At 62.2% G+C, this 20,735-nt stretch carries 16 protein-coding genes and 1 riboswitch; of the genes, 2 read left to right on the top strand and 14 right to left on the bottom strand.

Going from position 1 to position 20,735, the window contains the following annotated elements; translation table 11 throughout:
- Positions 1-166: 166 nt before the first annotated feature.
- The 7 genes from ACQ7C1_RS17975 to ACQ7C1_RS17945 form a co-directional block, all read right to left on the bottom strand.
- Entirely contained in the window at positions 167-520 is a 354-nt protein-coding gene (locus ACQ7C1_RS17975) for a cupin domain-containing protein (RefSeq protein ID WP_097598873.1), read from the bottom strand.
- Positions 513-1,181, bottom strand: a complete 669-nt coding sequence (locus ACQ7C1_RS17970; protein ID WP_097598874.1) for a cysteine hydrolase family protein — start codon at positions 1,179-1,181, stop codon at positions 513-515. The genes ACQ7C1_RS17975 and ACQ7C1_RS17970 overlap by 8 nt, the downstream gene beginning before the upstream one ends.
- Positions 1,181-2,731 (bottom strand): ABC transporter ATP-binding protein, encoded by a 1,551-nt coding sequence (locus tag ACQ7C1_RS17965; protein WP_430959265.1) that lies wholly within the window; start codon positions 2,729-2,731, stop codon positions 1,181-1,183. Before ACQ7C1_RS17965 ends, ACQ7C1_RS17970 begins: the two co-directional genes overlap by 1 nt.
- Positions 2,728-3,429: a biuret amidohydrolase gene (biuH, locus tag ACQ7C1_RS17960; protein WP_088682443.1), complete on the bottom strand. Its 702-nt coding sequence runs from the start codon at positions 3,427-3,429 to the stop codon at positions 2,728-2,730. The genes ACQ7C1_RS17965 and biuH overlap by 4 nt, the downstream gene beginning before the upstream one ends.
- Positions 3,430-3,530: 101 nt before the next feature.
- Positions 3,531-4,457 (bottom strand): ABC transporter permease, encoded by a 927-nt coding sequence (locus tag ACQ7C1_RS17955; protein ID WP_221139141.1) that lies wholly within the window; start codon positions 4,455-4,457, stop codon positions 3,531-3,533.
- Positions 4,457-5,587, bottom strand: a complete 1,131-nt coding sequence (locus tag ACQ7C1_RS17950) for an ABC transporter permease (RefSeq protein ID WP_430959264.1) — start codon at positions 5,585-5,587, stop codon at positions 4,457-4,459. The genes ACQ7C1_RS17955 and ACQ7C1_RS17950 overlap by 1 nt, the downstream gene beginning before the upstream one ends.
- Positions 5,588-5,608: 21 nt before the next feature.
- Entirely contained in the window at positions 5,609-6,736 is a 1,128-nt protein-coding gene (locus tag ACQ7C1_RS17945; protein WP_430959263.1) for a BMP family ABC transporter substrate-binding protein, read from the bottom strand.
- A 338-nt stretch (positions 6,737-7,074) separates the two neighbouring features.
- Between ACQ7C1_RS17945 and ACQ7C1_RS17940 the strand changes: the two genes are divergently transcribed.
- Entirely contained in the window at positions 7,075-7,767 is a 693-nt protein-coding gene (locus tag ACQ7C1_RS17940; protein ID WP_221112809.1) for a GntR family transcriptional regulator, read from the top strand.
- A gap of 249 nt (positions 7,768-8,016) precedes the next feature.
- Here the strand turns inward: ACQ7C1_RS17940 and atzF are convergent, their stop codons facing one another.
- The 7 genes from atzF to ACQ7C1_RS17905 are packed head-to-tail and all read right to left on the bottom strand — an operon-like array spanning position 8,017 to position 17,624.
- Positions 8,017-9,828, bottom strand: a complete 1,812-nt coding sequence (gene atzF / locus ACQ7C1_RS17935; RefSeq protein WP_430959262.1) for an allophanate hydrolase — start codon at positions 9,826-9,828, stop codon at positions 8,017-8,019.
- 3 nt (positions 9,829-9,831) lie between these two features.
- Positions 9,832-13,371 carry an urea carboxylase gene (uca, locus tag ACQ7C1_RS17930; RefSeq protein WP_430959261.1) on the bottom strand — a complete coding sequence of 1,180 codons (3,540 nt, stop codon included), beginning with the start codon at positions 13,369-13,371 and terminating at the stop codon, positions 9,832-9,834.
- Between the two features lie 2 nt (positions 13,372-13,373).
- A complete protein-coding gene (locus tag ACQ7C1_RS17925; RefSeq protein WP_430959260.1) occupies positions 13,374-14,024 on the bottom strand; it encodes an urea amidolyase associated protein UAAP2 in 651 nt (216 codons plus the stop codon).
- A gap of 10 nt (positions 14,025-14,034) precedes the next feature.
- Entirely contained in the window at positions 14,035-14,856 is an 822-nt protein-coding gene (locus tag ACQ7C1_RS17920) for an urea amidolyase associated protein UAAP1 (RefSeq protein WP_430959259.1), read from the bottom strand.
- Positions 14,853-15,677 (bottom strand): ABC transporter ATP-binding protein, encoded by an 825-nt coding sequence (locus ACQ7C1_RS17915; protein ID WP_430959258.1) that lies wholly within the window; start codon positions 15,675-15,677, stop codon positions 14,853-14,855. The genes ACQ7C1_RS17920 and ACQ7C1_RS17915 overlap by 4 nt, the downstream gene beginning before the upstream one ends.
- On the bottom strand, positions 15,674-16,492 hold the full coding sequence (locus ACQ7C1_RS17910) for an ABC transporter permease (RefSeq protein ID WP_430959257.1): 819 nt from the start codon (positions 16,490-16,492) through the stop codon (positions 15,674-15,676). The genes ACQ7C1_RS17915 and ACQ7C1_RS17910 overlap by 4 nt, the downstream gene beginning before the upstream one ends.
- Before the next feature lie 58 nt (positions 16,493-16,550).
- Entirely contained in the window at positions 16,551-17,624 is a 1,074-nt protein-coding gene (locus ACQ7C1_RS17905) for a putative urea ABC transporter substrate-binding protein (RefSeq protein ID WP_097598886.1), read from the bottom strand.
- A gap of 74 nt (positions 17,625-17,698) precedes the next feature.
- A riboswitch (guanidine-I (ykkC/yxkD leader) is annotated at positions 17,699-17,810 on the bottom strand.
- A gap of 321 nt (positions 17,811-18,131) precedes the next feature.
- On the opposite strand from ACQ7C1_RS17905, the gene ACQ7C1_RS17900 reads away from it, so the two are divergent.
- Positions 18,132-20,720 (top strand): caspase family protein, encoded by a 2,589-nt coding sequence (locus ACQ7C1_RS17900; RefSeq protein WP_430959256.1) that lies wholly within the window; start codon positions 18,132-18,134, stop codon positions 20,718-20,720.
- The last annotated feature ends 15 nt before the right edge of the window (positions 20,721-20,735 follow it).

The raw sequence follows: 20,735 nt of genomic DNA, 5'->3' as shown, positions 1-20,735 counted from the left end.
CTATGTCGTTTGGAATGCCCTAACCGTTGATGATGCGAGATGTCCGTTTAACGACAGTTCGAATCCGCTCAACTGCAAGTCATTCTAAGGGGGCTGGAACTGGAAGCGGAAGTTTTATCAACTCCATCGATCTGCCAATCCCGGCCGCGCGGTGGTATCGTTTGCTTCATACTGTTTTCTCTTCCAGTATTCTGACGGGCCGGTCCCACTGGATGAGGACGACGCAGCCGGTTTCGCTCCAGACCGAGTGCTCGGTGCCGGGCCCGTTGACAATGTAGCTGCCGCGGCCGTAATCGCCCGCTTCATCCGATTGCACGCCGTCGAGCACGAGAATTGTTTCGAGCCCATCATGCCGGTGGCGGGGAACGCCGGCGCCGGCTTCATATTTCAGCAGCGCTACTCCTGGCTGATCACCCTCAAAGGGTCGGATCCAGTGGATCGTCACCTGATCGCGGAAGGGGCCGAACTCGAGATCCTTCCAGCCACCTGAGGTCAGCAATTCGCGGGTTGTTTCAGGCATGGGCGATGCTTTCCAATATGGCGTCGACATGAGCCGTCCAGCCGACGATTGCACCCTGGGCGCGGATCATGGCGATGGCTGCGGCCTTGAACTCCGGAAAATAGCTTTCCGTGGCCTCCTCGGCGAGCAGGCATTCATAGCCGCGGTCGTTGGCCTCACGCATGGTGGTCTGCACGCAGACTTCGGTCGTCACGCCTGCGAAAACCAGCTGTTTGATACCTTTCTGCTGCAGCACTTCGCCGAGCTTGGTCGCATAGAAGGCGCCCTTGCCCGGTTTTTCGATGACGACCTCGCCTTTGACCGGAGCAAGCTCCGGCAGAATTGCTGTGCCGGGCTCGCCGGAGATCAGGATGCGGCCCATGGGGCCTTCGTCGCCGATCCTGAGTGTCGGATTGCCGCGGTCGCGTTTCGCCGGCGGCAGATCCGAAAGATCGGGCCGATGGCATTCCATCGTGTGAATGACCGGCAGCCCGGCATAACGAAAGCCTTGGATGAGTCGTTTGACATCGGGCACGATCCTGGTGATGCGGCTGACATCATTGCCGAGGCTGGCGCCGAAGCCGCCGGGCTCGGCGAAATCACGCTGCATGTCGATGACGATCAGGGCGAGCTGGTCGTGCTTCACCGGAAAGGCGAAGGGTTCTGCCTTGATCTCCGCCATCAGTGATGCCCCGCCATATGGGCGCCGATCACGCCGATGTCGGCTGAGCGGGCCGGCGTTTCGTAGACCAGCCTACCTTCGGAAATCACCATGATGCGATCGGACATCTCCAGCAGCTCGTCGAGGTCCTCGGAGAGCAGCAACACGGCAGCGCCAGCATTGCGCGCTTTCATGATGCGGGCGCGGATTTCGGCGACGGCCGAGAAATCCAGGCCGAAGCACGGGTTCGAGACGATGAGCAGATCCACCTTGCCGGTGAGTTCACGGGCAAGCACGGCGCGCTGCACATTGCCGCCGGAAAGTGCCGCGATCGGCGAGGCAGACGAGGCTGTCTTCACCTTGAAATCGAAAATCAGCGCCGCGGCGCGCTTCCTCATCTTGCCCTTGTTCAGCCAGATCGCGTCCTTTCCATCTGCCTTGAGGTCAAACGTTCGAAAGGCGAGATTTTCGCTGACCGTCATGCGCGGCGCACAGGCATTCTGCAGCGGCTCCTCGGGAATAAAACGGACATTGTTCTTGCGCGTCTCGGGCCGTGTCGCGCGGTAGGCGTCGCCGTTGACGATAACGCGGCCGGTCTCCGTTGGGCGCTGGCCGGCGAGGATTTCGGTCAATTCCTTCTGGCCATTTCCTGATATCCCGGCGATGCCGACGATCTCGCCGGCGTGAACCATGAGCTCGTCGATTTCGATGGTCTTGAGACCCGAGCGGTCAGGCGCCTTGACCTGCTCGACCTTGAGGACCGGCTTGACGCTCTGCGGGGTGGGAACGCGGCTGTCGAGCTCGGCGAGCTTGACGTCGCCGATCATCATCGTCGCCATCTCGGCCGTGGAGACTTCCCCAACTTTTCCAGAGCCGACAAGCTTGCCGCGCCGCAGAATCGATACGGCATTGGCAAATTTCGTCACCTCATGGAACTTGTGGGAGATCATCAGCACGGTCAGTTCGCCGCGCTCCGTCATTCCGCGCACCAGGCCGAGCATCTCGTCGGCTTCTGCGGGCGTCAGCACCGAGGTCGGCTCGTCGAGGACCAGAAAGGAGCGGCCGAGATAGAGCTGCTTGACGATCTCGAGCTTCTGTTTCTCGCCGGCGGCCAGTTCGCTCACCGGGCGATCCAGCGGGATCTGGAAGGGCATGCGCTCCATGAAGGCGGCGAGATCCTTCCGCTCCTTCGCCCATTTGATGACAGCAGGGACTTCGGCGCGGCTGATGACGAGGTTTTCGGCACCCGTTAGCGACGGGACCAGCGTGAAGTGCTGATAGACCATGCCGAGGCCATAGGTCGCCGCGTCCCTTGGCGATGCGATCGCCACTTCGCGGCCATCGATGGAGAGCGAGCCCGCTGTCGCGTGATAGAAACCCATGATGCATTTGACGAGCGTCGACTTGCCGGCGCCGTTCTCGCCGAGCAGCGCATGGAAACTACCGGCTGGCACCTTGATCGAGACATGGTCAAGCGCGGTGAAGCTGCCGAAGCGCATTGTCATGTCCATAGTATCGATGCCGACGGCCTTGCCGGCCTGCGGGAGTGGCGTGTCGCGGATCGTGCTCATGGCAGCTGGCTCACGAGCGTTGCGGAATTGGAGACGGAGCCGAAGACGCCGCCCTGCATCTTCACCATCTTGATGGCAGCGAGATGATTGCCGTAATCGGTCGCGCCGCAGCAGTCTTCCAGCAGCAGGCATTCGAAGCCCCGGTCGTTCGCCTCGCGCATCGTGGTTGAAACGCAGACGTCGGTGGTGATCCCGGTGAGGATGATGTTCTCGATGCGCTTCTGGTTGAGGATCAGCTCCAGGTCGGTGGCGCAAAACGAGCCCTTGCCGGGCTTATCGATGATCGTCTCGCCTTCGATCGGGTAGAGTTCAGGAATGATGTCCCAGCCGGGTTCGCCGCGTGTGAGGATGCGTCCGCACGGGCCAGGATCGCCGATGCCTGCGCCAATGCGCTGTGAACGCCAGCGCTTGTTGGCCGGCAGGTCGGCGAGATCGGGGCGATGACCCTCGCGGGTGTGGATGATGTGATAGCCCTTGGCGCGCATGGCGGCCAGCACGCGCTTGATCGGTTCGATCGGCGCCTGAACCAGCGACAGATCGTAACCCATGTGGTCGACATAACCGCCCTTGCCGCAGAAATCGGTCTGCATGTCGATGATGATGAGGGCGGTATTGTCCGGCCGCAGGGCGCCGTTATAGGGCCAGGGATAGGGATCGGCGTCGATATAATGTCCTTTGGTCTCGACCATGGCGTCCATCGTCTTCTTCTCCTATTCAGCCGCAAGTTTGAATTTTTGCCGCCGGTTCGACCGTTTCGATCCGTTCAATGCGCCGCGGTTGGACATCAGCTGCTCCCGCCTCACTTCGTCAGCGAGAGCGCCCCCGGCGCACCGGCAAGCGAACGTGTCGGTGAGGAGGTCGCGATCATGATGACGAGGGTGAGCACGTAGGGCGCGGCATAGAAGAGATAATAGCCCTGGGTCACACCGATCGATTGCAACGCCGGCCCGAGCGCACCGGCGCCGCCGAATAGCAGCGCGGCGAGGAAGCAGCCGATTGGGTTCCAGCGGGCGAAGATGACGAGTGCGACGGCCATCAAGCCTTGGCCTGAAGAAATGCCCTCGTTCCACGATCCGGGATAATAGAGCGACAGGTAGGCGCCGCCGATCGCCGCCAGCGACCCGCCGACGGCAGTGGCCAGCAGGCGCACCCGATCGGGATTGATGCCCATGGCGCGCGCCGCATCCGTGCTGTCACCGACGACGCGCAGGATGAGGCCCAGCCGCGTATTCCGGAAGGCCCACCAGAGGGTGAAGGCCAGCAAGGCCCCCAGGATGAAGAGAACATTGATGTTCAGCGCTGCCTGGATCTGCGGCAGGCTCGACCAGAAACCGAAGGGAATCGACGGCAGATGCGGCGCTGCAGGCTGAATGAAGGACTTGCCGAGGAAGAAGGCGAGGCCCAGGCCGAACTGCATCATGGCGATGCCGATCGCGATGTCGTTCACCTTCGGCCATTTGCAGATCCAGCCGTGAACGAGACCGAAGATGGCGCCGGTCGCCATGGCGGCGAGCACGCCGAGCCAGGGCGAGTTGGTCATGACGGCCACGGCGTAGGCCGTCATCGCGCCGAAGACGAGCGTCCCTTCCAGGCCGAGATTGATGCGGCCGGAGCGCTCGGTGATCGTCTCGCCGAGGCTGACGAAGATGAAGGGGGTGGATACGCGGATGGCGCCCGCCAGGATCGCGAGCGGCACGCCCCAGATGCCGATGCCCGTCTCTTCCATCAGAGGCTCCTTTTCCAGAGGTCGGGATTGAAGATCTTGAAGCGCCCGTAGAAGGTCTCGCAGAAGAGGATGATGATGAAGAGCGTACCCTGCAGCACCAGCACGGTGGCATCGGGCAGGCCCATGCGGCGCTGGATGAGGCCGCCGGAAGCATCGATGCCCCCGAGCAGGATCGCCACCGGGATGATCGCCAGCGGATTGTGGCGGGCGAGGAAGGCGACGAGGATGCCGGTATAGCCATAACCCGCGGCGAGCGAGGCATTGGCGCTCCCCTGGACGGCCACGACCTCGATCATGCCGGCAAGACCTGCGAAACTGCCGGCAATCGCGGAAAAGCCTGCGATCAGCCTTCCGACCGGCAGACCTTGGATCTGGGCGGCGCGCACGTTACCGCCGGCGATGCGGGCGGCGAAACCGAAGCTCGTCACCTCGATCAATATCCAGGAGAGGATGCAGGCGAGCATGCCGATCACGAGGCCCCAATGCACATCCATGCCGGGAATGTTGCCCAGCATGTATTCGGTTGGCAGCGGCTTGGTCGAGGGTTTGTTGAGACTGGCCGGATCGCGTAGCGGCCCCTCGACGAACTGGTTCATCAGGGCAATGGCGATATAGGAGAGCAGCAGCGAAGAAATGGTTTCGTTGACGCCGCGGTAATGGCGCAGGAAGCCGGCAAAGCCGATCCAGATGCCGCCGACGACCATGGCGGCAATCGCCATCAGAACAAGAGTGGGAAACACGGGGGCCGCGCCGACAAGCGGCATGGCCATGGCTGCGGCGGCAACGCCGCCCAGCACGACCGCTCCTTCCCCGCCGATGATGACGAGGCCGAGGCGGGCGGGCAGGGCGACGCAGAGTGCCGTCAGGAGAAGGGGTGCGGCACGGCTTAAGCTGTTCTGCACCGAAAACCAGCTGCCGAAGCCGCCGGTATACATGAGCTGGAAGAGCATGGCCGGCGATTTGCCGATCGCCAGGATGAAGAGGGAGAAGAGCCCGAGCCCGATGAGGATGGCCGCAAGGCCGATGACCACAGGTTCGGCCCTGCGTGCGATCCATTCGAGCACGGGGCGTAGCGCGGCTGGGTTGTCGGAAGCGACTGATATTGCGGGATCATTGGCCTGAACGGTCATGGCGCTTCTCCCTCACGCGGTTTACGCCGTGGACCCGACGACGCCCTCGACCAGATAGTTCATGCTTTCGAGCTCGATCGCGTCTTCGGCGTAGCTCTTGTCGGCCGCGACGACGGTGTTGCCCTTGTTATCCTTCAGCGGCCCCTTGAAGACCGAGAAGCCGCCCTTCATCATTTCGGCATGCGTCGCCTCGAATGCCTTGCGGCCCGCTTCGGAAACGCCGGAGCCGAGCGCGCTCATCTTGACGAAACCGTCCTTCAGGCCGCCACGCACGAAATTGCCGAGCTTTTCGCCGGCCTGCGCCTTCTTGACGAAGTCGCCATAGACATTGCCCCAGGCCCATTCAGCGCCCGTGAGGTATTTCTCCGGCGCAAGAGGGCTCTGATTGGCGTGGTAGCCGCAGACGAAGGCGCCGCGGCCGGCGGCGGTTTCCACGACCACCTTTGGACTGTCGACATGGCAGGTGATGACGTCCGCGCCCTGATCGACCAGCGCGTTGGTGGCTTCCGCCTCCTTGACCGCAAGCGACCATTCGCCGGTGAAAATCACCTGGCAGGTAATGGTCGGATCGACTGCGCGTGCGCCGAGCAGGAAGGCATTGATGTTCTGCAGCACCTGCGGGATCGGCTTGGCGGCGACAAAGCCGATCTTCTTGCTCTTCGTCGCATGGCCGGCCGCGATGCCGTTCAGATACTGGCCCTGGAAAATATAGCCGAAATAGGAGCCGGTATTGGCCGGATGCTTGCCCTCCTGCCAGAGCCCGCCGCAATGGCGGAACTGGATGTCCGGATATTTGGTGGCCATGGCCAGCATATGCGGATCGAAATAGCCGAAGGAGGTCGGGAAGAGCAGGGTGGCGCCATCGAGATTGATCATCGATTCCATCGTCTTCTGAACGTCCACCGTCTCGGGCACGTTCTCTTCCTCGACGACGGTGACGCCGGGCACCGCCTTGACGGCGGCAGCACCCTCTGCATGCGCCTGGTTGTAGCCATAGTCATCCTTGGGACCGACATAGACGAAGCCGACGGTCAGGGCCGTCTGCGCGAGCGCGCGGGAGGAGAGGAGACCAGGCGCCGCGCCGACGAGAGTGGCGGCGGCGGAAGCCTGAAGAAAATGACGTCGTTTCATGGAAAGGAGTCTGGTCATCGGAATGCTCCCCTGACGGCGGTTTTGCCGTTTTCGATTGGTTACAGAAAAGTGTATGCAATGGTCGTGCCAGATTTTATTATACTGATTTCACGAGTGAAATTGTCACGCCTGCGGCCGATATCCAAGAAGTGCATGCAATTTCATCTTGAGATTAGCTGAAAAAATATGCATAGCCTATAAAATCGTCCGACATCTCGGTCGTTGGGTTGGAAGTGGTGGGAATCCGATGGTGCAGAATACATTTTTGCTAGATACATCAATCATATATACTGATGTTTGACTTTGCCAGCTTGAGCGGGCATGTGTATGCAATCATAAAAATGTAGAATCATTCCTTGAAGCAAATCAGGCGCAGAGAAATCATCAGAGCGGGGACGACCGTCGAGCAGATGGTGCGGGCGATCGCGGACATGATCGTGACCGGACAGATGCTGCCGGGCGAGAAGCTTGATGAGGTCTCGCTGGCTGCTCGTTTCGAAGTGTCGCGCACACCGGTGCGCGAGGCGCTCCGTGAACTCGGGGCGATGGGGCTTGTCGACCGGGAGCCGAACCGCAGCGCCGTCGTCACCACCGTGACCGAAACCTATCTGCATTCGATGTTCGAGGCGATGGCGGAACTTGAAGCGATCTGCGCCAGGCTCTCGGCCGAGCGTATGACAGTCGACGAGCGGCGCACGCTGGAGTTGGAGCATAAGGCCTCAATGGGGCTCGTGCATGCCGGCGCGGAAGAGGAGTATTCGGCGCATAACACGGAATTCCACACCCGCCTTTATCGCGGGGCGCATAATGATCACATCTTTGAGATGGTGACGCAGACACGGGCACGGCTCGCCCCATTTCGGCGGGCGCAGTTTCGGCTGCCCGGTCGCTTGGCAAGGTCCTACGAGGAACACGGTCGGATCGTGATGGCCGTCATGCGAGCGGATGGCATCGCTGCCGCACAGGCAGCTTATTCCCACGTTGTGATGGTCAGCGATGCCAGCGCGGTGTTTGCAACAACCGGAGAGCCGAGCGCGCGAGGCACCTGAAATCTTGCATGTCGTCTGCGACAAGCGGACAGCGATGGCCGCCGCAACTGCAGCGGCTGGCCTTTGTCCATAACGCAGCGAACTTCTTGTTCGCGATCGTCCTCAGGCGTCGAAGCAAAAATTATAGCAAATGCGATATCGTCTCGACCCCGACTTGTCATGAAATCCTGCGGTGGCCGAACCGCCTTGAAGCACTTCGTGCCTCAAGGCCCGCAAGTATCGCCAGCAGGATTTTTTTGAGACGATGCTTCATGCTTTTTTCATTTGATCTGAGACGTAGGCGCGCCAGCCCCCCAATTCCGTGATTTCGCGCGCGCCTTCGATGGCATGAGCCTCGCAGAGAAAACCGGGAATCTGGGAACCGTCATCGAGCGTGACCTTGCCGATGCCGAGCGGGGCCGGGATGTTCTGGACAAAGCGCCCGAAAGCCTCCGGAGTGACTTTCCACACCTCGACTTCGAGACCCTTGCCGTCAAAACCGGGTTCACGGATCAGGCCTGGCTTCGGCGGGACGGTGCCCGGCAGAACGAAGAGGCGGTAATCCGGTGCAGTACGGCAGGATTTGATGCGCCTGCCGCCCGGTCGCGTCAATTCGTGGTTGAGAGGCATGCCGCTCAGATGCGCCCCGACGACGACAATTGGCACCAAGCCGTCATCTTCCGACGGCACGCGGATCGCCTCGGGGATTGCCGAGAGGCGGTCCTTGCCCATGCCGGCGTTCGCGGCACGGTGCATGGCATCGGCGAAGGGGCCGAGAGCGTCGTCGGTAAAGGCCGGACCAATCAGAGTCACGCCGGCCGGGAGATGACCGTCGGCGTCGAAGCCGACTGGAACGGCGATCGCGGCGCAGCCGAGAAGATTGGCGAAGTTGGTGTACCGGCCGAAATGGCCGTTTTTCACAATCGGATCCGCCATCATCTCGTCGACCGTGTAGGTGGTCGGCGAGGTCGGCAGCATCAGGATATCAGCCTTTTCCCATTCCTTCACGGTCTTCTGACGCAGCGCCTCGAGCTTGTATCTGCCTTCGAAAGCGGCGACGGCGTCATAGGCTTTCGCGCCCTCGATAATGGTGCGAACCGTCGGATCGAAGTCCGGGCCATTCGTGGCCAGAAAATCCTTCACCGCCGCCAGCCGCTCGGCGACCCAGGGACCGTTGTAGAGCAGCTCTGCTGCCTGCCGAAATGGTGCATAGTCGAAGGGAACGATGGTGGCACCGAGCGCGCGCGCCCTTTCGATCGCGGCGTCATAGAGAGCTTCGACTTGCCTGTTGCCGAAGAATTCCCGCTCGGCTCCGTCGAGCACACCGATCCGCAGACCGGAGGCTGGCAGGCTGGCCGGAACCGCCTTGCGCGAGAAGGGATCGGCGGCATCGTAACCTTCCATCACCTTGCGGATCGCGACGCCGTCGCCGACCGTCGGGGCAAAGATGGTGACGACATCGACGCTGCGGCAGGCCGGCACGACCCCGACATTTGGCACCAGCCCCGGAGTCGGTTTGATGCCGACGAGATTGTTGAAAGCCGCCGGCACGCGACCGGAGCCGGCCGTGTCAGTGCCAAGCGCGAAGCTTGCCAGGCCCGAGGCGACGGCAACCGCCGAGCCGGAACTCGAGCCGCCCGACACATAGTTCTTGTCGAAGACCGAGCGTGGGGCTCCGTAGGGCGAGCGCGTGCCGTTAAGACCGGTGGCGAACTGGTCGAGATTGGTCTTGCCGATGACGATCGCGCCTGCAGCCCGCAGCCTCGCGACGACGGTTGCGTCCGTCTCCGGCCGGTAGGAAAAGGCAGGGCAGGCGGCTGTCGTCGGCAGTCCCGCCACGTCGATATTGTCTTTCACCGCGAAGGGAATGCCCCAAAGCGGCAGGCTGTTGGGATCAGGCGCCCGTTCCATCAGAGCTCGTGCCTCGGCCCGCAAGGCTTCATCAGGCGCCGGCGTGATGAAGATAGCGGGATCCGTCGCGTCATTGCGACGGGCAATGACGATCTCGATAATATCGAGCGGGCTTTTGCCTGCCTCATAGGCTGCGCGAAGGCTGGTCAGATCAAGAATGGTCGGCAGCATGGGTCAGCACTCCTCAAGAACAACAATGATATCGCCCGCTTTGACGTTTCGTCCGGGCCCGGCGCGCAGATCGCGGACACGGCCTGGCGCATGTGCGGTGACGTTGATTTCCATTTTCATGGATTCGATGATGGCAAGCGTGTCGCCGGCCGCGACCGGTGCGCCCGGCTCGACCAGCAGTTTCCAGATATTGCCGGGTACGGCGCTTGCAACGCCGAAGCAGCCTTCAGGGATGTCTCCAGCCGGGCTTTCGCCGGTGCCTTCGTCGGTAACGAAGCTGTCGAGACCGGCCTCCTTCCAGCGCTGGCGTTCGGCGTCGAAGGCGGCCTGCTGGCGTGCCTTGAAGGCCGCGATCGAGGCGGCATTCGCCTGCAATTCCTGCTCATAGGCGGCGTAGGAAAATTCCGTCTCCTCGATCTTGACGGGATAACCGCCATGCGGAAAGGCGCTGCGGGCTTCCGCCAATTCCTGATGGCTGACCGGGAAGAAGCGGATCTGATCGAAAAAGTCGAGCAGCCACGGCTTGCCCTTGGCAAAGACCGGCGTCTGGCGCCAGGTATTCCAGACTTGGATGGTGCGCCCGAAGAGCTGGTAGCCGCCGGGTCCTTCCATGCCGTAGATGCACATATAGGCCCCGCCGATGCCGACGGCATTTTCAGGCGTCCAGGTGCGGGCGGGATTGTACTTCGTCGTTACCAGCCGATGGCGCGGATCGACCGGGGTCGCCACCGGTGCGCCGAGATAGACGTCGCCGAGGCCGAGCACGAGGTAGCTCGCATCGAAGACGACGTCGCGCACGGCCTGTTCGTCTGCCAGCCCGTTGATGCGGCGGATGAACTCGATGTTGTCAGGGCACCAAGGCGCATTCGGCCGCACGAGTTCCTGATATTTGCGCATCGCAAGTTCCGCGTCCGGGTCGTTCCAGGAAAGCGGCAGATGCACGATGCGGCTCGGCACGGTGACGTCCTGGGCCGCCGGCAGGCTCGCTTCGATTTCGGCCAGCAGGCCGAGCAGGCGCTTGCGGGTTACCGTCGTGCCGTCATAATGGATCTGCAGCGAGCGGATGCCGGGCGTGAGATCGACGATGCCGGGCAGACGGGCCTGCGAGACGGCCTTCATGAGCAGATGCACCCTCAGCCGCAGGGCGATATCGAGCGTCATCGGCCCGTATTCGACCAACAGGTTGTCATCGCCCTGGCGGCGATAAACGACGGAGACAGGCCCGTTGTCACGTTTACCGACGATAGGCGAGCCGGCATCCTGTTTCGCCCGATGCACCGCCGGGCCGGCGATGGGATCTTCGGACCGAGCGACGGGATGAAAGCGGATGCGATCACCCGGCTTGAACTGGCCCATCTTCCATTGTTCGTCTCGGGCGATCACCGCCGGGCAGACGAAGCCGCCGAGGCTCGGGCCGTCAGGCCCCAGAATGATCGGCATGTCGCCGGTGAAATCGATGGCTCCGATCGCATAGGCATTGTCATGCAGGTTGGAGGGATGAAGGCCAGCCTCGCCGCCATCGCTGCGCGCCCATTTCGGCGCGGGACCGATCAGCCGAACGCCGGTGCGGGCGCTGTTGAAATGCACCTCGTAGCTGGTCGAAAACAACATCTCGATATCGCCGTCCTGAAAGAAATCAGGCGCGCCATGCGGGCCGTAGACGACGCCAACCTGCCATTCGCGCGTCAGCTCTGCCGGCTCCGTCGCCGGCTTCGGCACTTCGGCCGCCGCCTGACGGGCAAGATGCAGCACATGGCCGGTCTTCAAGGTGCCGGTGGCGTTGCCGCCGAACTGGCCAAGACCGAAGGTGGCGCGCGAGCCGAGCACGACGGGGGCGGCAAAACCGCCGGCCACGGCGAGGTAAGCCCTCTGCCCCGGTCCATCGATGCTGCCGATGACGAGGGTCTGGCCGGCACGAATGGTCACGGCCATGCCATGCGGCAATCTCACCCCGTCGACGCTCATCGCCATCCCGGCACCGGCAAGCGCGACCACTATGTCGGTATGGAATTTCAGCACCGGGCCGGAAACCGTCAGCTCCAGGGCTGCGACCTTGTCGCCATTGCCGACGAGACGGTTGGCGTGGCGGAAGGAACGCTCATCCATCGGCCCGCTCGGCGGCACGCCGACATGCCAGAGGCCAAGCCGGCCCGGCAATTCCTGAATGCTCGATTGCGCGCCCGGCGCAATCACCTCGATGACATCAGGCACGAAGGAAAAGTCGCGCAGCGCCGTTGTCGCCACCTTGCCGCTCGCCAGAAGTTCGGAGCTGGCTATGGCCCTGAGATAGTCGAGATTGGTTTCGATGCCCGATATCGATGTTTCGCCAAGTGCCGCCTTGAGTTTTTCGATCGCCGCCGGGCGGTCCTGGGCTGACACGATCACCTTGGCGAGCATCGGATCGTAGAAGGGCGTGACCTCGGCGCCGGTCTCGATCCAACCGTCGATGCGCCCATATTGCGGGAAGGACACCTCCGTCAGCAGCCCGGCGCTCGGGCGGAAATCGGCATGCGGCATCTCGGCATAGACACGTACTTCAATCGCCGCTCCCTTCGGCTGCAGGGCCTCGGCGCCCGAGAGTACGTCCTCGCCGGCCGCCTGACGGATCATCCATTCGACGAGATCGATGCCGAACACAGCTTCGGTGACGGGATGTTCGACCTGCAGGCGGGTGTTGACCTCAAGGAAGTAGAATTCATCGCGCTGGGGATCGTAGATGAATTCCACGGTGCCGGCGGACTCGTAGGAGACCACGGCACCAAGATCGACGGCCGACTTATGCAGGCGGGCGCGGGTCGCGGCCGAAAGTCCGGGGGCCGGGGTCTCCTCGACCACCTTCTGGTTCCGCCGCTGCAGCGAGCAATCGCGCTCGCCGAGCGCGATGACCTTGCCTTGGCCGTTGCCGAAGATCTGCACTTCGACGTGCCGTGCCTCGGCCACGAAACGCTCGATATAGACGCGTGCATCGCCGAAGCTTGCCCGCGCCGTACGCTGCACGCTTTCGAAGGACGCCTTCAGGCTTTCGGCATCGGCACAGAGCTGCATGCCGATGCCGCCGCCGCCGGCCGTGCTTTTCAGCATCACGGGATAGCCGATTTCTTCGGCCGCAGCGAGCGCTTCATCGGCGCTCGAAAGCAGGCTCGTGCCGGGCAACAGCGGCACGCCGCTCGCCTTGGCGAGTTCGCGGGCCGTATGCTTCAGGCCAAAGGCAGAGAGGTGCTCGGGCCGGGGGCCGATGAAGGTGATGCCTTCGGCGGCAAGGCGCTCGGCAAAACCGATATTTTCCGACAGGAAGCCGTAGCCCGGATGCACCGCCTCGGCCCCCGTCGCCTTGCAGGCGGCAATGACGGCGTCGACATTCAAATAGCTTTCGCTGGCCGGCGCCGGCCCGAGACGGATCGCCTCATCCGCCATCATCGCGGGCTTGGCGAAGCGGTCGGCATCGGAATAGACCGCGACGGAGGCAATGCCCATCCGTCGCAGCGTCTTGATAACCCGCACGGCGATTTCGCCCCGGTTGGCGATCAGGACTTTCTTGAACATGCTCAGGCCTCGCCGTCCCAGATCAGCACCCGGATCGGCGTCGGATCGAAGCCGTTACAGGGGTTGTTGATCTGCGGGCAATTGGAGATGACGCAGAGCACGTCCATTTCCGCGACCAGTTCGACATAGTCGCCAGGCGCCGAAATACCGTCGACGATGGTCATCTCGCCATTCGGCTTGATCGGCACGTTCATGAAGAAATTGATGTTGGGCACGATGTCGCGTTTGCCCATGCCGTGTTTGCTGACCTCGAGGACGAAGTTGTCGCGGCAGGCATGCAGGTATTTCGTGCCATGGCCGAAGCGCACCGTATTGCTCTCGCAGGAACAGGCGCCGGCAGACGTGTCATGGCGGCCGCAGCTGTCAGCCGTCATGGTCAGCATCACATTGCCTTCATTCGATATGATCTTCGTGCCGATGCCGATATAGGCAGCGCCCTGCATGCGCATCGTATCCTGATTGGAATAGCGCTCGGCGAAATCGTCGGCACGATAGAAGAGCGTGTCGATCGCCTGCTGGCCAAGACTGTCCTCGATGCGGATCGTCTGGCCCTTGCGCACGACGCCGGACCATGGGGCTTCGGCCGGAATGAAATGATCCTGCACAGCATTCTGAACAGTACGGGCAAGAGAGGTCTGGATGAAATCGGACATCGTCTTCTCCTCAGGCCTGCATCAGGGCGTTGTTCTCGAAACCGCGCACGGCTTCGGCCGTTGCCGCGCGGCAAAGATCATCGGCAGCCGGGACTGCCGCCTTGTAGCGGGTGATGACGACGGGCTTCGGCTGGTAGGTCTGATCCGGGTCAAGCGGATGCGGGCAGGTGGAAAAGCCGACCAGCATGTCCATCTCGGCACGCAGTTCGACATAATCGCCGCTGTTGGAGCGTTTGCCCTGCCAGCCGAAACCACCGGCCTCGGCCAGGCGGACCGGTGCGAAGAGGTTGAGGATGCCGGGTATATCGCGCCTGTCGAGGCCGAGCTTGACTGCGACGAGGATGAGATTGTCGCGGGTGTTGCGCGTTTTTTCGCCGGGATATTTCGCGGCGTTCGACGCCGCCGTCGAGCCGCCCATCAGGCAGTCATGGGCGCCGGAGCTGTCCTCGATTATCGAGAACATGACGCGGCCCATGTCGGAAAAGATCACACGCCCTTTGCCGAGCGCCGTCGTCCACTGGACCTTGGCGGTATCGACGAGATTGATCCGCTCGCTCGCATCCTCGGCATTCCAGGCGACGAGCGCCACGGTGGAATTGCCCTCGCCCTGGTCGACGCGGATCGCCTCGCCGCGCCAGAGTTTCGTCGACCAGTACCAGCCGCCCGGTATGGTCTCCTGATGAATGATCGCGGCGGCATCGATGGCCGGTGCCGGCAGCGGGCTTGGGCCGGGCAGGGCTTTGGGCGCAAATTCCAGACCCTTTTTCTGGTGCTCCTCGTAACGCGCGCGATTGGCGGCAATTTCTTCGGGCGATCGCCTCACATGCATCATAGCGTCTCTCCTGATGATGCCAGGTCGTCCCGGCTGCGCCCCAGGGAAGCGACCGGGCCGTCCCGGTCGGGGCTGAAGATCGATGGCTGCCCGGCAAGGCGCGGCGGCCAGATGGCAATATCCTTGGTGATGGTGGCGCCGTAACGCTCCTTCTCCTCCGGCCGGTCGCGGCGGCGTTCGAAGGCGACGACGCGGCTTGCGAGCGTGAACGCCTCGCGCATGTCATGGGTAACCATGACGACGGTCATCTGCGTTTCATGCCAGAGTCGCTTCATCAGCGTGTGGATTTCGGCGCGAATACCGGGATCGAGCGCGCCGAAGGGTTCATCGAGCAGCAGCACCTTCGGCTTCATGATGAGCGCCTGGGCGAGCGCCAGGCGCTGTTGCATGCCGCCGGAAAGCTGGGCCGGATATTTGTTCTCTGAACCGGCGAGCCCGACCTCGGCAATCAACTGGCGCGCTTCTTCGATCGCATTGCGGCGTGCGGCGCCGAAGAGCCTGGCCTTGTGGCGCGCAGCGGAAAATTCCTTGCCGAGCAGCACATTGCCGAGCACCGTCAGGTGCGGAAATACGGAATAGCGCTGGAAGACGACGCCACGGTCCGGACCTGGTTCCGACGGCAGAGGCTCGCCGTCGAGCAGGATCTTGCCCTTTGTCGGCTGCTCCTGTCCGAGCAGCATCCGTAGGAAGGTGGTCTTGCCGCAGCCGGAGGGCCCGACAAGGGCGACGAAGGCACGCGAGGCGACGGTCAGGGACACATTTTCGAGCACGATCTGGTCGCCATATTCCTTCCAGACCCTTTCGATCTTCAACTCGCTCATGCCTGCTTCTCCAGCTCCGACCAGGGGAAGACGGCGATGCGCAGGCGATCGAGCAGGGCGTTCATGACCACGGCAAGCAGGGTGATCCAGACGACATAGGGGAAGATGATATCCATCGAGAGATAGCGGCGGACGAGGAAGATGCGGTAGCCGAGGCCTGAATCCGACGAGATCGCCTCGGCTGCGATCAGGAACAGCCAGGCCGGGCCGAGCTGCAGTCTGAGGCAGGTGATCAGCCGCGGCAGGATTTGCGGCAGCACGACGCGCAGTCCGATCTGCCAGGAGGAGCCGCCGAGCGTCTCGGCCTTGACGATCTGTTCGCGCGGCAATTCCACCGCCTTCAGCGCCAGATCGCGGATCATCGTCGGCGCGACGCCGATGACGATGAGGGCGATCTTCGACGTCTCGCCAAGTCCCATGACGATGAAGAGGATCGGCAGCAGCGCCAGCGGCGGCACCATGGAAATGACGGCGATGAAAGGAGCGAGCAGCGCCCTGAGATAGGGCAGCATGCCGATCAGCATGCCGATAACGAGCGCCACCGCAGTCGAAATACTGAGGCCGGAGAGCAGGCGGATGAGGCTCGCGCCCGTGTCCGACCAGAGCAGAAATTCACCGGTACGCGGGTCGGCGACGAAGGCCAGACGATTGATCGCGTCGGCAAAGCCGGCAAGGCTCGGCAGAAGCTTGTCATTGGCGTTATCCGCCAGTCGCGCGGCCGAGCCGAAGGCATAGGCAAGGGCAAGCAGCACGAAGGGCAGCATCGTCAAGGCGAACTGGGCGCCCCGGCTCGGCCTCGTGTTGATCCAACGCATGGGAAATGCTCCGCTGATGAAGGGGAGGAAGCGCGGGCAGACCGCGCCCCCGTTGCGATCAGAGCGAACCGTCGGCGGCGGCCTTCATATAGGCCTCGGTGAAGCGCAGCTTCACGTTGCCAGTATCGCCCAACACCTTGCCATCAGGCATTTCGATGCCGATAACGTCGGCGGATGGCGCGCCATTACCGAGCAGTCCCTTCTCGAAGAGGAAGTTGCGCACCAGATCCATGGTCTTCGGCAGATTGGGCGAAGCGGTGAAGGCAACGGCATCGGCCGGCTGGTCGAAGAGCTTGGTGGCGGCAAGCTGGGCTTCGAAGCCGGCGAGATCGGTGCCCGACGCCGAGCCCATGGCCTCGCGGGCGGCCTTGCCCTCGGCGCTGTCTGCCCGCAGCAGAGCTGCCGTCTCATACCAGATGCCGGCAAGCGCCTTGCCGAAATTCGGATTGTCTTTCAGCACGCTGCTATTGGCGACCATCAGATCGATGATTTCGCCCGGCACTTGCGAGCTGTCGAAAACCTTCTTGGCCGAGGGATCTTCGAGGATGGTGGAAACCAGCGGATTCCAGGTGACGACGGCTGTGACATCAGGTGTCTTATAGGCCGCGACCATGTCGGCATCGGAGGTGTTGACGACCTTCACGTCGCGCTCCGCCAGCTTGATGCTTTCGAGCGCGCGGGCGAGCAGATAGTGCGAGACGGAGAACTCGACGAGGTTGACGTTCTGGCCCTTGATATCGGCAAGGCTCGCCTTGTCCTTCAGGATCACGGCGTCATTGCCGTTCGAAAAGTCGCCGACGATCACGGCCGTCGTGTCGACGCCGCCGGCGGCCGGGATCGACAGGCCATCCATGTTGGTCAGCGTCACCGCATCGAAGGCGCCGGCCGTGTACTGGTTCATCGATTCCACATAGTCATTGAACTGGGTGACCTCGATCTTGATGCCGTATTTGTCGGCCCATTTCTTGACGATGCCGTGGTCGGCCGCGTAGCCCCAGGGCATCCAGCCGACATAGATGGACCAGGCCACCTTGAATTCGCTCTTCTGTTCTGCCTCTGCGACGGAAGCAGGCCCTAGCATCAGCGATACCGCCAGCGCTGTGGTCGAAACAATCTTCGAAAAAGTCTGCATTGAAATTCCCCTTCTGCTTTTCTTCAAAAGGGATCGGCAAAGACCATCGTGCCACCAATCCCTTGGCTTACGAGGTCTCCCGGGCTTTTGTCCCGCCGTGCACCCGACGGGATTTCTCCTCCGCCGGTGGTGGCTCTCGGACCAGCCGCGCTTCAGAAAAGCGCCGGAACCCTAGCCACCAACTCAGCACATTCTTTGCAAGAGGTGTGCCAGCTTATAAATCTTTGATTTTTCTAGCCCCCGTTCCTTGGTTGCATGTTACTGTGTGCACTTCGCGGCATTTGCTAAATTTTTGAGCAGTGATCAGCGAAGCCATCCGATCGACCTCGTCCTTTCGATTGACCGGCACATTCGCGCCCGCACGTGGCTACGGACCCTTGACGATACATTTGTTGGAAGCCCTCCAATTGCCTTGGAAGTAACCAAACTTGCTTTTTTACAGTCGCAGGAATATTTTTATTCGGTCGGTCAATAAATCATCCAACCAGTACTATCTGCGGTGGAGCTATGCCCGAGTTTCACGGAAAGAACCGCTTTGCGGCTATATTGCTGATCTTCCTGACGGCATTGGTCTTTCTCGGGTTTGAACAACCCGCTGCCGCCGCATCCGGTGATCAGGATGGCCGGCGGGTTGCATTGATCGTCGGCAACTCCGTCTACAAGACGCTGCCCTCATTGCCCAATCCCGCAAACGATGTCCAGGAAGTCGCCAACACGCTGCGCAGGGCCGGGTTCGATGTGACGATCGGGATCAATGTCGACCGCATCGGACTTGAGAATACGGTGCGCAGTTTTCTGCGCTCGACCCATAATGCCGAGGCCGGTCTCATCTATTATTCCGGCCACGGCATCCAGGTCGGCGGCCAGAATTTCATCGTGCCGGTCGATGCCACGCTGGAAACGCCCTATGACGTCGAGACGCAGACCATGCCGCTCGACCTCATCCTGAACCATCTCAAGCAGAACTCGCGCGTGCAGCTGATCTTTCTCGATGCCTGCCGCAACAACCCGTTCAATACGCAGAAATTCTGGATGGCGGAAAAGCTGGAACCGGTCGGCGCGACGCGCGGGCTGGCGCGCATCGACAGCGATCTCGGCAGCCTGATCGCCTTCTCGACGGAGCCGGGCCAGGTGGCGCTCGACGGCGAGGGGGCGCTCAGCCCCTATTCCGAATCCTTCATCAAGCGCGCCAGCGAGCCGAACAAGGAAATCCGCCAGGTCCTGACCGATGTGCGCCGCGACGTGATCGCCATGACCAATGGCAAGCAGGTCCCCTGGGAAAATTCCTCGCTGATGGACAGCTTCTATTTCATCCCGGCCCCGCCGCCGCCGAGCGTCGAACCGATGCAGCAGGTGAGCGTGCCGGAGGGGGCGGCCGCGACCCAGCTGCCGATCGCTCCGCCGCATGACGAAACCGGCTCGGCGCTGCTTGTCACGCTCAACCAGCTTCCCCAGACCGGCAAGCTCAGTTTCGACGGCAAGCCGGTGGAGCAGGGTGCCAAGCTGCCGGCCGCGGCGCTGACGGCGCTGAGCTATGATTCATCGGGCGTTGCCGCCGGAACGGTCGGCCTGATCGGCTATACGGTCAGCGATCCCTATGGCCAGGCGACGCAGGGCGTCGTCGCCATCACCGTCTCGGCCGATGCCGGCGCCAAGCTCGCCCAACTCGAGCAGGAGAAGCAGGCGCGGCTTGCCGATGCCGGCGCCTATCTGAAATCGCTGCCGCGCGACGTCGACACGACGATCGGCGTCGGTCCCGTCGAAGCCCGTCTGCCTGAAGTACCGGCATCGGCCGCGGAGATGACCTTCAAGGTCGCGGCCCTGCCCGACAAGGGGACACTGCGTGCCGGCGACCGGGTGATCGGCCCCGGCCACATGCTTGAAGCCGCCGATATTCCGGCGCTTTCCTACGAGCCGCAGATCGGCACCGAAAACCAGCCTTTCGCCCTGACGCTGCAGGCCGCCAATGACGACCTGCCGGCCGCCACCGTCACCTTCAAACCGACGCTTGACGCCTGCGATAGCGCAGCCGCCGCCCCCCTCGATCTGCAGGGCGTGACCGCGGGCAAGCTGCCGAACGAAATCGATCCGGCCGTCGCGCTACCTGCCTGCGATGATGCGGTGAAGGCCTATCCCGGGATTGCCCGCTTCGTCTATCAGCTCGGCCGCGCCCAGCTTGCCAACCGCGACGCCAAGACGGCCTTTGCGACGATCAAGAAGGCGATGGATGCCGGCCATATCAGGGCGATTTCCGAACTCGCTTCGCTCTATCTCGTCGGAGCCTCCGTCCCGGCAAATCTCGGCAAATCGAGCGAGATCGCCGCGATCGGTGCGAAGAAGGGGGATCCCTACGCGCTCTATGCCTATGGCAAAAGCTTGTTTTATGGACGCGGTGTGAAAGCCGACACCGAGGAAGGCCTGAAGCTTATGCTCCAGGCAGCCGACCTCGGCCACACCTATGCAATGAACGAACTGGGCTACATCTTCTCGAACGGCGTCAACGTCCCAGCCGATATGGAACGCGGCATTCGCTTTTACGAGTCAGGTCTCAAGAGAGACGACATCTATTCGATGAACAGCCTCGGGATGATCTATCGCGCCGGCAAAGGCGTGCCGCAGGACCTCGAGAAGGCGCTGGAGCTTTTCAAGAAGGCGGCGGACGGCGGCCAGCCTTATGCGCCGCGCAACATCGGCATTATGTACAGAGACGGGTTGGGGGTACCTAAGGACGAGGCTGCAGCCCTCTCCTGGCTGGAAATGGGCGCCGAGCGCGGCGATTATTGGAGCGCGTTCGAACGGGCCAAAATGGCCAAGGCCGACGGTTCGGATGCCGACAGCCTGGTGACCGCCGCTCACTACTTCGCTCTTGCAAGCGCGCTCAACCGCCCCGGAACCGGCGATCCCAAAAAGCAGTCCGACAAGGAGCTCGCATCCTTGGCGGAGCCTGCCAAAAAGAAGGCCGCAGAAGCGTTTTCGGCCGAATTGACTGCACAGGAACTGAAGGCTCTGCCGAAGACGAAGTCGCTGAACGAGAAGCTGACGCTTCTTGCGAAGGCGACCTGGGCAAAGCGAAATCCGCGATATGATCTTTTTTAAACGGTGATCCGGGGG

This window comes from Rhizobium sp. Nf11,1, from assembly GCF_050587665.1.
Lineage (GTDB): Bacteria > Pseudomonadota > Alphaproteobacteria > Rhizobiales > Rhizobiaceae > Rhizobium.
This window is presented reverse-complemented; position numbering and strand designations above follow the sequence as displayed.